Annotated in this window: 7 protein-coding genes and 1 pseudogene; 3 read left to right on the forward strand and 5 right to left on the reverse strand. The window is 70.4% G+C overall.

What is annotated here, in order from left to right; translation table 11 throughout:
- Positions 1 to 102: 102 nt before the first annotated feature.
- Complete coding sequence (locus tag ACWDX9_RS22615; protein WP_449957040.1) at positions 103 to 1,617, reverse strand: MDR family MFS transporter; 1,515 nt, start codon at positions 1,615 to 1,617, stop codon at positions 103 to 105.
- A gap of 86 nt (positions 1,618 to 1,703) precedes the next feature.
- On the reverse strand, positions 1,704 to 2,285 hold the full coding sequence (locus ACWDX9_RS22620) for a TetR/AcrR family transcriptional regulator (protein ID WP_449957042.1): 582 nt from the start codon (positions 2,283 to 2,285) through the stop codon (positions 1,704 to 1,706).
- A gap of 73 nt (positions 2,286 to 2,358) precedes the next feature.
- Here ACWDX9_RS22620 and ACWDX9_RS22625 point away from each other — a divergent pair.
- Both ACWDX9_RS22625 and ACWDX9_RS22630 read left to right on the forward strand, forming a co-directional pair.
- Positions 2,359 to 2,496 (forward strand): annotated as a pseudogene (locus ACWDX9_RS22625) (MmyB family transcriptional regulator); the annotation flags it as partial.
- Between the two features lie 85 nt (positions 2,497 to 2,581).
- Positions 2,582 to 2,752, forward strand: coding sequence for a hypothetical protein (locus ACWDX9_RS22630; RefSeq protein ID WP_449957071.1), 171 nt, complete (start codon positions 2,582 to 2,584; stop codon positions 2,750 to 2,752).
- A gap of 40 nt (positions 2,753 to 2,792) precedes the next feature.
- Here ACWDX9_RS22630 and ACWDX9_RS22635 read toward each other — a convergent pair whose 3' ends face one another.
- Positions 2,793 to 4,271, reverse strand: a complete 1,479-nt coding sequence (locus tag ACWDX9_RS22635) for a glutamate synthase subunit beta (protein ID WP_449957044.1) — start codon at positions 4,269 to 4,271, stop codon at positions 2,793 to 2,795.
- A 13-nt stretch (positions 4,272 to 4,284) separates the two neighbouring features.
- Positions 4,285 to 8,790, reverse strand: a complete 4,506-nt coding sequence (gene gltB / locus ACWDX9_RS22640; protein WP_449957046.1) for a glutamate synthase large subunit — start codon at positions 8,788 to 8,790, stop codon at positions 4,285 to 4,287.
- 1,673 nt (positions 8,791 to 10,463) lie between these two features.
- Between gltB and ACWDX9_RS22645 the strand changes: the two genes are divergently transcribed.
- Positions 10,464 to 12,008: a bis-aminopropyl spermidine synthase family protein gene (locus ACWDX9_RS22645; RefSeq protein WP_449957047.1), complete on the forward strand. Its 1,545-nt coding sequence runs from the start codon at positions 10,464 to 10,466 to the stop codon at positions 12,006 to 12,008.
- A gap of 677 nt (positions 12,009 to 12,685) precedes the next feature.
- Here the strand turns inward: ACWDX9_RS22645 and ACWDX9_RS22650 are convergent.
- Entirely contained in the window at positions 12,686 to 13,273 is a 588-nt protein-coding gene (locus ACWDX9_RS22650; RefSeq protein WP_449957049.1) for a hypothetical protein, read from the reverse strand.
- Positions 13,274 to 13,536: the final 263 nt, after the last annotated feature.

The following is a 13,536-nucleotide window of genomic DNA, read 5'->3' on the forward strand; positions in this document are numbered from 1 at the left end:
TGCATCTTCCCGACACTTACCAGGTGATGCAACTTACTGACGAAATTTCGGCCTAAAGGTAGCTAAGCGGACCCCGGGGACGGGATCCGCTCAGCCCTGGGCTCAGGCCCGTACGCCGGGCTCCGGGGCCGGTTCCTGCGCGACCGGCTCGGACGGGGCCTGGTCGGTCAGGCGTACGTTCCTCAGGAACGCCAGCAGCAACGCGGCGGCCAGCAGGATCGGGCCCACCCACGCGAACACCCCGCTGATGGCGTCGGAGAAGGCGAGCTGCGTGGCGTGCCGAGCGGCCTCGGGCAGCGCCTGGATGGCCTCGGGCGTGAGCGAGGCCTGCCCCAGCGCGAGCCTGCCGCTGAAGACGCCGCCCAGCACCGCCACGCCCACCGCGCCGCCGACGCCCCGGGCGAACGTGACGGCCGAGGTCGCCGCTCCCCGGTCCGCCGCCGCGGTGGTGGTCTGCACGACCAGCAGCACGTTCTGCATGACCATGCCGAGCCCGGCCCCGAAGAGCGCCATGTACGCGCCGGAGACGAACCCGCTGGTCCCGAGGTCCATGGTGGAGAACAGGAGCCCGGCGACCCCGGCGAGCGCCGTCCCCGTGACCATGAACCACTTGAACCGGCCGAACCGGTGCACGAGCTGCCCCGTCAGCGTCGACGAGACGACCATCCCGACCATCATCGGGAGCAGCAGCAGCCCTGAGTCCGCCGCGCTCGCGCCGGTGGCCAGCTGCAGGAACACGGGCAGGAACGTGGCCGCGCCGAGCATCGCGGTGGCCATGAGCACGACGGAGGCCACCGGGATCGTGAACGTCCGGTCGCGGAACAGCCGCAGCGGCAGCACCGGCTCGGCCGCCGTCCGCTCCACCAGCACGAACAGCACGGCCAGCAGCACCGCGCCGCCGCCGAGCCCGATGACGACCGGCGAGGACCAGGCGTAGAGGGTGCCGCCCCAGGAGGCGAACAGCGTCAGGCAGGTCAGCAGCCCGGAGATGAGCACGGCGCCGAGCCAGTCGATGCGGTGCGGGGAGACGCGCTTGGGCAGCTTCAGCACGGCGAACGCCACGGCCAGCGCGACCACGCCGAGCGGCAGGTTGATGTAGAAGATCCAGCGCCAGGAGACGTGCTGGGTGAGGTAGCCGCCGAGGATCGGCCCGGCGATCGAGGCCAGCGTGAAGACCGCGCCGAAGATGCCCTGGTACTTGGCCCGTTCGCGGGGCGTGACCAGGTCGCCGACGATGGTCATGGTCAGCACCATGAGACCGCCCGCCCCGATGCCCTGGAAGGCCCGGAAGGCGATGAGCTGGCCCATCGACTGCGCGAGCCCGCACAGGGCCGAGCCGAGGACGAACAGGACGATGGCCGACAGGTAGAGGTTCTTGCGGCCGTACATGTCGCTGAGCTTGCCGTAGAGGGGCGTGGCGATGCCCGACGTCAGTGCGAACGCGGTGACCAGCCACGACAGGCTCTCCAGGCCGTTCAGCTCGCCCACGATGGTCGGCATGGCGGTCGCCACCACGGTCTGGTCGACGGCGGCCAGGAACATGGTGAGCATGAGTGAGGCCATGCTCACCCAGAGTGAGCGCCGAGGTGCGGCCTCGGGCGTGGTTGTGGATAGCATTGGTCGTCTCCTTGCTTCTTTCGCGAGGGCAGGAGTGATCCGCGGCGATCGGGGGTGCCACCCCGGTCGCCGCTTTCCCTATGGGGTCAGAGTCCGTTCTCCAGCAGCGTGAACGCCTCTTCGAGCAGGTCCTCCACCGAGTCGCCGCCGGCGGTCGCCTCCTGGATCGCCGAGATGGCGGCGCCGAACGACGCGACGATGAGCAGCCTGGCGTGGATGGGGCTGGTGACGCCCGGACGGCTCCTGACGGCGTCGAAGACCGTGTCCATGATCTTCGTCTCGTCGGCCGCCCTGGACTTGGCGGCCAGTTCGGGGTGGCGCTTGCGCAGCTCCATGAACGGCTGCATGTCCGTCCAGATCCGCTGGCTCCGGACGGCGAAGGTCCGCATCACCGTTTTCAGCGACTGGAAGGCGGGCTCGTCGGCGGGCCTTTCCGCGAGCATGCCGACGAGCTCCTCGGGGTGCCAGAGAGGCTCCATGACGAGCGCCTCCTCCTTGGAGGCGAAGTAGTTGAAGAAGGTGCGCGGCGAGATGTCGGCCGCCGCGCTGATCGCCTCCACGGTCGCGGCCTCGATCCCCTCGTCGAGCGCGATCTTCACCGCGGCGACCCTGATGGCCTGCCGCTTCTCGGCCCGCCGACGGTCTCGACGCTGCTGCGGACTCTCCATACCTTGCACTGTACGCAACTCTTGCACACTCTGCAAGGCTTGCAGAGTGTGCAATTCCTTGGACATGCCGTGCATGCTCCACCCGGGCCTGCGCGACTTCTTCCGCGACAGGGAGCGCACGCTCCGCGAGGGCATCGCCGACCTGCGGGCCTCATGGGCGGCCCATCCCGATGACAAGGCGCTGACGGAGCCGGTCGACGAGCTCACCGCCGGCCGCGAGGAGGCCGGCCCGCCTGTGGGCGCTGCGCGACGTCCGGGTCAATGGCCGGGGCCAGAAGCGGCTGCGGCACGTCCGGGTGAACGGCCGGGGCCAAAAGCGGCTGCGGCACGCCGTCAAGGGCCCGCTGACCGTCGACTATGGGGTGACAGCTCCGATCCAGGCCCCCGGCCGGCGGCTGGTCATCTACCGCGCCGCCGACGCCGGCTCGCAGCGCGTCCTCGACGCCATCGCCCGCGAATGCGCGTGAAAAAGCCGGGACCGCGCTGAGCGGTCCCGGCCTCTTTGCGTTACACCAGCGGCCGCGCGGTCGGCAGGATCGGGTACGGCAGCGCCGTCTCCCCGGTCAGGTACCGGTCCACGCCCGAGGCGGCGGCCCGCCCCTCGGCGATGGCCCACACGATGAGCGACTGCCCGCGGCCCATGTCGCCGGCCACGAAGACGCCGTCCACCTTGGACATGTACGTCTTGTCACGCGAGACGTTGCCCCGCGCGTCGTAGAAGCCGTCACCGCCGACCTCGGCCAGGTCCTGCAGCAGCGAGCCCTTCTCCGGGCCGAGGAAGCCCATCGACAGCGTCACCAGCTCGGCCGGGATCTCGCGCTCGGTGCCCGGGATCGGCTTGAACCCGCCCTGCGGCCCCTCGACCTCGACCAGCCGCAGTGCCCGCACGTTGCCGTCGGCGTCACCGACGAACTCGGTCGTGGAGACCGCGTAGACCCGCTCTCCCCCGCCGTCGGCCAGCTCCTCGTGGGCGCTCTCCATCTTGAACAGGATCGGGAACGTCGGCCACGGCTGGCTGCCGGGCCTGTTCGCCGGCGGCTGCGGCATGATCTCGAGCTGGGTGACGGACGCGGCGCCCTGCCGGATCGCCGTGCCGATGCAGTCGGCGCCGGTGTCGCCGCCGCCGATCACCACGACGTGCTTGCCCTCGGCCGAGACGGGCGCGGTCTCGAAGTCGCCCTCCTGGACCTTGTTGGACAGCGGCAGGTACTCCATCGCCTGGTAGACGCCCTTGAGCTCGCGCCCGGTCACCGGCAGGTCGCGCCACTGGGTGGCCCCGCCCGACAGCACCACGGCGTCGAACTGCTCGCGCAGCTCGGCGGCGGTGATGTCGACGCCGACGTTCACGCCGGTGCGGAACTCGGTGCCCTCGGCCCGCATCTGCTCCAGGCGGCGCTCGATGTGCCGCTTCTCCATCTTGAACTCGGGGATGCCGTACCGCAGCAGGCCGCCGATCCGGTCGGCCCGCTCGAACACGACCACGTCATGCCCGGCCCTGGTGAGCTGCTGCGCGGCGGCCAGGCCCGCAGGGCCCGAGCCGACGACCGCCACCCGCTTGCCGGTCTTGACGGCCGGGGGCTGCGGGGTCACCCAGCCCTCGGCGAACGCCCGGTCGATGATCTCGACCTCGACCCGCTTGATCGCCACGGGGTCGGAGTTGATGCCGAGCACGCACGCCGCCTCGCACGGGGCCGGGCAGAGCCGGCCCGTGAACTCGGGGAAGTTGTTCGTGGCGTGCAGCCGCTCGATCGCCTCGCGCCAGTCGGTGCGGTAGACGAGGTCGTTCCACTCGGGGATGAGGTTCCCGAGCGGGCAGCCGTTGTGGCAGAACGGGATGCCGCAGTCCATGCAGCGGGCCGCCTGCTTGGTCAGCTTCTCCCGCGAGAAGTCCTGGTAGACCTCGCGCCAGTCGCTGATGCGGACGTCCACGGGGCGGCGCGCCGGCAGCTCCCGGTCGTGCGTGAGAAAACCCTTGGGGTCAGCCATTCGGTACGCCTCCCTAACCCTGCACCGCGGCGGCCATGACCGCCTCGTCGATGTCCCTGCCTTCGATGCGGGCGGCCTCGGCGGCGGCCAGCACCCGCTTGTAGTCGGTCGGCATGATCTTGCCGAACCGGCCCAGCGCCGCGTCCCAGTCGGCCAGCAGCTCCTTGGCGACCGGCGAGCCGGTCTCCGCGAAGTGCTTCTCGACGGTCTCCTTGAGGAACTCGCCGTCCTCCTCGGTGAGCGTCTCGATGGCGACCATCTCGCGGTTGACCCGCTCGGACCTGAGGTCGAGCAGGTAGGCGATGCCGCCCGACATGCCGGCCGCGAAGTTGCGCCCGGTCGGGCCGAGGACGACGGCCCGGCCGCCGGTCATGTACTCGCAGCCGTGATCGCCCACACCCTCGACGACCGCCGTGGCGCCGGAGTTGCGCACGCAGAACCGCTCGCCCACGACGCCGCGGATGAACACCTCGCCGGACGTGGCGCCGTACAGGGCGACGTTGCCGGAGATGATGTGGCCGTCGAGCGGGGCCTCCTCGTGCGGCCGGACGGTGATCCGCCCGCCGGACAGGCCCTTGCCGAGGTAGTCGTTGGCGTCGCCGGTCAGCCGCAGCGTGACGCCGCGCGGCACGAACGCGCCGAGCGAGTTGCCCGCCGAGCCGGTGAACGAGATGTCGATCGTGTTGTCGGGCAGGCCCTGGCCGCCGTACCGCTTGGTCACCTGGTAGCCGAGCATGGTGCCGACCGTGCGGTTGACGTTGCGGATGGGCAGCTCCAGCGTGACCGGGGTGCCCTCGTTGAGCGCGCCCTCGGCGAGCTGGATCAGCGTGTTGTCCAGCGCGTGCTGCAGGCCGTGGTCCTGCTCGACGACCCTGCGCAGCACGGTGCCCGCGGGCAGCTCGGGCCGGTGCAGGATCGGCGCCAGGTCGAGGCCGCTGGCCTTCCAGTGGTCCTCGGCCGCCGACATGTCGAGCATCTCGACGTGCCCGATCGCCTCGTCGAGCGTGCGGAAGCCCAGCTCGGCCAGGTATTCGCGGATCTCCTCGGCGATGAACTCGAAGAAGTTGACCACGAACTCCGGCTTGCCGGTGAAGCGCTTGCGCAGCTCCGGGTTCTGCGTGGCGACGCCCACGGGGCAGGTGTCGAGGTGGCAGACCCGCATCATGACGCAGCCGCTGACGACGAGGGGCGCGGTGGCGAAGCCGTACTCCTCGGCGCCGAGCAGCGCGGCGATGACGACGTCGCGGCCGGTCTTGAGCTGGCCGTCGACCTGGACGACGATGCGGTCGCGCAGGTCGTTCAGCAGGAGCGTCTGCTGGGTCTCGGCCAGGCCGAGCTCCCACGGCGCGCCCGCGTGCTTGAGCGACGTGAGCGGCGAGGCGCCGGTGCCGCCGTCGTGCCCGGAGATGAGCACCACGTCGGCGTGCGCCTTGGACACGCCCGCGGCGACCGTGCCGACGCCGACCTCGGCGACCAGCTTCACGTGGACCCTGGCCTCCGGGTTGGAGTTCTTCAGGTCGTGGATGAGCTGGGCCAGGTCCTCGATCGAGTAGATGTCGTGGTGCGGCGGCGGCGAGATGAGGCCGACGCCCGGCGTGGAGTGCCTGGTCTTGGCGATCCACGGGTAGACCTTGTGGCCGGGCAGCTGGCCGCCCTCGCCGGGCTTGGCGCCCTGGGCCATCTTGATCTGCAGGTCGGCCGCGTTCACCAGGTATTCGCTGGTGACGCCGAACCGGCCGGAGGCGACCTGCTTGATCGCGGACCTGCGGGTGGCGTCGTAGAGCCGCTCGGGGTCCTCGCCGCCCTCGCCGGTGTTGGACTTGCCGCCGAGCTGGTTCATCGCGATGGCGATCGTCTCGTGCGCCTCCATGGAGATGGAGCCGTACGACATCGCGCCCGTCGAGAACCGCTTGACGATCTCCGAGGCCGGCTCGACCTCCTCGATCGGGATCGAGGCGCCCTTGCGCAGCTTGAACAGGCCGCGCAGGGTCATCAGCCGCTCCGCCTGGGAGTCCACGAGGTTCGTGTACTCCTTGAAGATCTCGTAGCGGCGGGTCCTGGTGGCGTGCTGCAGCTTGAAGACGGTCTCGGGGTTGAACAGGTGCGGCTCGCCCTCGCGCCGCCACTGGTACTCGCCACCGACCTGGAGCCTGCGGTGGGCGTTCTCCGCACGCGGGTAGGCGTGGCGGTGCCGCTGCGCGACCTCCTCGGCCAGCACGTCGAAGCCGACGCCGCCCAGGCGGGAGGTGGTGCCGGTGAAGCAGGAGTCGATGACCTGCTGGCTCAGGCCGAGCGCCTCGAAGATCTGCGCGCCGGTGTAGGAGGCCACCGTGGACACGCCCATCTTGGACATGACCTTGATGACGCCCTTGCCGTACGCCTTGATCAGGTTGCGCACGGCCTTGCGCTTGTCCATCTGGAGGGCGCCGGTGTCGACCAGGTCCTCGATGGTCTCGATCGCGAGGTACGGGTTGATCGCGCCGGCGCCGTACCCGATGAGCAGCGCCATGTGGTGGCACTCGCGGGCCTCGGCGGTCTCGACCACGAGCCCGATCTTGGTGCGGGTCTTCTCCTGGATCAGGTGGTGGTGCACCGCGCCGGTCAGCAGCAGCGCCGGGATCGGCGCCAGCGTCTCCGACGAGCCGCGGTCGGACAGCACGATGATCCGCGCGCCGGCCGCGATCGCCTGGGACGCCTCGGCCCTGATCTCCTCCAGGCGGCTCAGCAGCGCCTCGCCGCCGCCGGCGACCTCGTACAGGCCGCTGATGACGTACGGGTGGAAGCCCGGCAGGTCGTGCTCGTCGTTGATGTGGATGATCTTGGCGACCTCGTCGTTGTCGATCACCGGGTACGGCAGCACGAGCTGGCGGCACGACGACGGACCCGGGTCGAGCAGGTTGCCCTCGGGACCGATGGTGCTGGCCAGCGAGGTGACCAGCTCTTCACGGATGGCGTCCAGCGGCGGGTTCGTGACCTGCGCGAACAGCTGCGTGAAGTAGTCGAACAGGAGCCGCGGCTTCTCGCTCAGCACGGCCACCGGCGTGTCGGTGCCCATGGAGCCGATCGGCTCCTGGCCCGCCTTGGCCATCGGCGACAGGATGATGCGCAGCTCTTCCTCGGTGTAGCCGAAGGTCTGCTGCCGCTTGACGAGCGCCTCGTGCGTGGGGATCTCCCGCTGGCGCGCCGGCAGCTCCTCGAAGCGGACGAGCCCCGCATGCAGCCAGTCCTCGTACGGGAGCTCGGCGGCGAGCTCGGCCTTGATCTCGTCGTCCTCGATGATCTTGCCGCGGGCGGTGTCGATGAGGAACATGCGGCCCGGCTGCAGGCGGCCCTTCCTGACCACGTCCTCGGGCTTGAAGTCCAGCACGCCGGCCTCGGAGGCCAGCACGACCAGGCCGTCGGCGGTCACCCAGAAGCGTCCGGGGCGCAGGCCGTTACGGTCGAGCACGGCGCCGGCCAGGGTGCCGTCGGTGAACGTGATCGACGCGGGGCCGTCCCAGGCCTCCATCATCGAGGAGTGGAACTCGTAGAAGGCCCGGCGCGCGGGATCCATCTCGGTGTGGTTCTCCCACGCCTCCGGGATCATCATCAGCACGGCGTGGGGCAGGCTCCGGCCGCCGATGTGCAGGAGCTCCAGGGCCTCGTCGAAGCTGGCGGTGTCGCTGCCATCTGGGTCGCAGATGGGGAAAAGTCGTGAAATATCGCCCGGGATGTGGGCGGACTCCAGCATCGCCTCGCGGGCCCGCATCCAGTTGCGGTTGCCCTTGACCGTGTTGATCTCGCCGTTGTGGGCGATGTAGCGGTACGGGTGGGCGAGCGGCCAGCTCGGGAACGTGTTGGTGGAGAAGCGCGAGTGCACCAGCGCGATCGCCGTCTCGTAACGCTCGTCGCTCAGGTCGGGGAAGAACGGCTCGACCTGGTCGGGCGTGAGCATGCCCTTGTAGACGATCGTCCTGGCGGACAGCGAGGGGAAGTAGACGTCCGCCTCGTGCTCGGCCCTCTTGCGCAGGCAGAACGCCAGCCGGTCGAGCTCCAGCCCCTCCCGGCCCTCAGGGTCGGTCACGAACAGCTGGGCGAAGTGCGGCATGACGGCCCTGGCGCTGGGCCCGGGCAGCTCGCGGTCGACCGGCAGCTCGCGCCAGCCGAGCACGGTGAGGCCCTCCTCGGCCGCGATCTCCTCGATCAGGCCGGTGGCGATGCCCCTGGCCTGCTCGTCGAACGGCAGGAAGGCGATGCCGGTCGCGTACGCGCCGGCCGGGGGAAGCGCGAACGGCACGCTCGCGCGGTAGAACCCATCGGGAATCTGCGTCAGGATCCCGGCTCCGTCGCCGGTGTCCGGCTCGCTACCCTTGGCCCCCCGATGATCAAGATTGCACAGAGCCGTCAGCGCCTTGACCACGATCCCGTGCCCACGGCGTCCAGCGACGTCGGCAACCATGGCGACACCGCAGGCATCATGCTCGTTGGCGGGGTGGTACAGGCCCTGGGGCTCGGGGAACCCGAGGTGGGCAGCAGGCATTTAATCCCTCCCGTCGTCATCGTCTGTCTCTAACTGCGCTACAGGCGGGGACGACGTTGGCCCTGCTGCATATCGTGGGTAGAGGTTACCGCACGCTGCCGGAATGGTGCCCGGCACGTCCGCATTGCGAACATTGGGGCCTATCCCAGCATCCGAACTCCCTATCCCAAACCCCGGACGTAGGCAAAGAAATTCCCGCTACACGTCCACGATTTACGGCATGGGGAGCGAGTCGTCCCCACTTCACCCCCCACCCAAACCCCAACCCGACCAATCCGCCCGTACACCACCCCACCCACCCCCCGATTTCACCCACGCGCCGCCCCGCTCACCCGACCACCTCACCCACCCGCCACCACGATCACTCCACCACCCCACCCAAGCCTCGCCACATTCCCCCGCCCGTCACCTGAGACACCACCACCCACCGCCCCATCCTTGCCCTGCCACGGCCCCCGCTCCTCACCCGATGCGCCGCCACAACCCCACCGCCCCACTCCCGAGCCACCCCAATCCGCCGGTCCTCAACCGACACACGGCACGATCACCCACCGCCTCACCCGCGCCCTCCCCAATCCCCGGCTCCCCACCTGAGGCACCGCCACAACCGCCACCGCCCCACTCCCGAGCCACCCCAACCCGCCGTCCCTCAACCGACTCACCGCCACGATCACCGCACCGCCTCACCCACGCCCTGCCCCCGGCTCGTCACCCGGATGCGCCGCCACAAATCGCCCCACCGCGCTACCCACGAGCCACCACAACCCGCCGTTCCTCAACCGACACACCGCCGAACTCACTCCCCCGCCTCACCCACGCGCCATCGCCGGCGACCCTCAGGACTCCCACCCACCACCCCAGCCACCCCGCTTTGACTGCCACCACGTGTCGCGACGCCCGCCAACCCCGCGACGACCTCCCTCACCACGGAGCCACCTGCTCGGACCTCCCTCACCGCCGAGCCACCCGCTCGAGCCACCCGCTCGAGCCACCCGCTCGGGCCACCCGCTCGGGCCTTCCGCTCGGACCTCCCTCACCGCGAACCGCCTGCTCAGACCCCCCACCGCCGAACCACCCGCTCACGCCATGACCGCGAGAGAGCGGGGCCGCCTTCCCGCACGCGCATGGCCGGGACACGGACGACACCACCTCGCACGGACGGGTGGCCGGGCCGGGACACCGCCGCCTCGCACGGACACGCACTCGGGCTGTCCACCCTTGCACCTCGATAGGGTTGCCCTCGTGACTCCTCCGCTCCTCGAATGGAGCGGCTTCTCGCCAAGCCGCCTGCGCAGCGTCGCGAAGCTCGATCGACGCGCCGACATCGCCGTCGACATCGACGCGCGCACAGAGCCGGCGACAAGAACACATGCGGGAGATACCGGCAGCCCCGTGCACAAGCGCCGTCACCAACACCCCCCGACCCACCTCCAGGATCGATCCGCTCAATCTCGATCCAGACGTGCCGACGACGTCACACCCGGTCCGATCGATCACGCCGTACGCCTGCTCACCGGTGGGGCGCAGCAGGAACGCGGACGATCCGTGCACCACCACCTCCCACCCTCAGTAACGAGACCATCACGCTATCGGCATGCGCCGACAAAATCTGGAGGGAGGGAGCGCGGACTCCTCCGCCGGCCGAGGCAGGCAGCGGGGTCCGCGCGGATCTGATGGAGCGTGACGGGGTGGAGCGCCTGCTCGCGGAGGCAGGGCCGGACAGCAGGCGGTTGCGGCACGCCCTGACCCTCCTGTGCGACGCCCAGTGGTGGACGCTGGCCGACCTGGTCAGGGAGACCGCCACGTCCAGGCGTACGATCGAGGCTCTCCTGCGCGAGCTCCCCCTGGAGCGGAAGGGCGACGCGTTCCGGATCCCGCTGACCCACACCAACGACTACCAGGACCTCCTCGCGCTGGCCCCGCCGCCGGAGGATCCGGTGGCCCACCTGCTCCCCCACTACGCTTCCGAGCTCGCCCGCCTCAAAGACCTCGTGGCCCGGGCTCCGCGCGCCCGACACGTACTCGACCACGTCTCGGCCACCCCCGAAACGATTCTGAGGCGGGCGCTGCTGCTCGGCGCCCGCTTCTGGCTCCCCGGCACGCGCCTGCTGTGCGTCGGCGACCACGACCTGACCTCGCTGGCCGTCAAGCTGATCCATCCGGAGACCGAGGTCACGGTGGTCGACATCGACGAGCGCATCCTGGCGTACATCGACGCCCAGCGCCTGGGGGTCCGCACCCGCTGGGCCGACCTGCGCCTCGGCCTGCCCGCGTCCGCCCGGGACCACGACCTCGCGCTCACCGACCCGCCGTACACGCCGGAGGGTACGGGCCTGTTCGTGGCACGCGCCGCCGAGGCGCTGACGGACAACGGCCGCATCCTGCTCGCGTACGGCGCCAGCGAACGTACCCCGATGCTGGCCTTCAAGGTTCAGCAGGCCCTGGGGGATCTCAACCTCGCCTACGAAGCCATCTATCCCGACTTCAACCGATATTTCGGGGCAGAAGCCATCGGCTCGGCCGCCGACATGTACATCCTCCGCCCCACCACCAAGACGCGCCCGGCCGTGACGTCCCGCCTGAGCCGCCAAACCACCACTATCTACACTCAAGGCCCACAATCGGTCGAAAGCGCCCATAACGCCCTCTCAGCCCCGCAGGAGGCCATCCAGGGCTTCGACCCCGACCTGCTGGTGGGCGAGTGGCCCAAGGACCTCACCGAGCCCCGGGTCCGGCTCTCGACCTGGCTCTCCAAGCCGTACGCCGCGACCCTGGACCGCGTTGCCGTGGCCCTGCCCCCGGGCCTGGAGACCGCCCTCCCCCGCGTCCTCCTGGCGACCCGCGCCTCCCACGTACGCGTCGTGGGCTCCGACCTCCCGCCGCTGCCTGACGTGCTGTCCACCGTCTACAAGCTGAGCGCCGGCGGCGACGTCCTGGACGCCGTACGCCTCCCACAACCACCCGGCGACGCGGCCTCGGTACTGCGCAGGATCCTGGACAACGGACACGCCAAGCTGGCCAACACCTGGCGCGAGGCCCTCATCGCGGTGGCCCGTACCCAGGGCTCGACCCTTACCAAGAACGAGGCCCGCACCCTCATCGCCGAAGCCGCCCCCTGGTCGGAAGCCCTGACCCCCCTGGACGCCCCCCTCCACCGCCTGTCCGCCCTCCCGGAAGCAGTCACCACAACCATCTCCGCCCTGACCACAACCACCTGACCCGCCGCAGGAACCCCGCCCTCCGAGGGGTCCGAGCGTCCAGTCACTGCCAAAGCCAGGCCAATGCGCCACGGCCAAGTCCAGCCGAGGCCGGGTCCAGTTAGGCGGAGTCCAGCCAGGTGGAGTCCAGTGGAGGTCGAAGCCAGTGGAGGCCGAAGCCAGCAGCGGCCCAATGCCGCAAGCCGGCCTGATCGCCATCCCAGTCACCCTGGCGAGTCGCCGTCAGGGTCGCCTGTAGCGATCGCCGTCCTGATCATCGTGGCGGCCATCATCCGGAGTCGCTGGCCCTGGCCACCGTCGCGGGCTGCCGCCCCGTCGCGGGCCCGGCCACCGTCGCGTGTCGTGGTTACCGTCGCGCTCGCGGATCGCCGACGCAATCCCGGCCCCGGCCGCCGTCGCGAGTCATGAGCCCGGCCACGGTCGCTAGCTCCGACCACCATCGCAGTCGCGAGTCCTGATCACCGTCGCGCTCGCGGATCGCCGACGCAGTCCCCGCCCTCGTCGCCGTCGCGAGTCATGCACCCGGCCACGGTCTCGCGTGCCAGTCGCCGTCGCGCTCATGGGTTGACATCGCAGTCGCGGCCTCTGCCTCTCTCAGGGGTTGCCATCGCGGTCGCCGGTCCGAGTCGCCATCACAGGGGCGGGTCGCCATCGGAGGCGGGTGGGCGGCGGTCGCTTCAGGTTGCGGCGACGATGCGGCCCTGGACCACGCGCCCCAAACCGTCCAGCGCCACGAGGGCGGCAACCAGGTCCTGGGCGGGCGCCGATCCTCCGGCCCAGCTCACGGTCACGTAGTGGCCCATCGCCCGCGCCTGGGCCCGGCTGCCGACCGGCTCGAACACGATGTTCTGCCGTACGAACCCGTCCTTGCCCAGCGCCGACACCAGCGCGTCAGCCGCCCGCCCGTCGCTCAGGTTGAAGATGACGAACTGACCCGCCACCGTACCCCCCTTGTACGTGGCCTGGAGCGCCTGCGTGCAGCCCGTGGCCGAGACCCCCCAGAGAACCTCGTCACAGTCGCTGAACTGCTGCGTGGCGTCCAGACGCATCGCGCCCAGGGTCTGGGCGGCCGGGGTGAAGACCTCGTTCAGGGTGAGAGGCGCGGTGTCGTTCTGGCGTTTGTCGATGGCGGAGTAGAAGGCGGAGGTGGGCTCGGCGTGGAAGCTGGCGGGCCTGGGATCCTCGCGCCGCAGCCACAGCCAACCGGCCACCGCGACGACCGCCACGACGGCGAGCCCCAAGGGGATGACAACACGACGCGACATCAGCAGGCCACCTCCGCAATCGCGACGACATCCCGAGGCCTCAGGCGGCCACCCTCCGCCATCGCGGCAACTCCCCCAGGCCTCAGTCGACCGCCCTCAGTAGTCGTGACGACATCCCGAGGCCCCGGGCCACCGCCCTCCGCCACCGCGGCAACTCCCCCAAACCTCAGCCGACCGCCCTCGGCGATCGCGACAACATCCCGAGGCCCCGGGCCACCGCCCTCCACCATCGCGGCAACTCCCCTGACCCTCAGGCAACCGCC

Source organism: Nonomuraea sp. NPDC003201 (assembly GCF_053590415.1).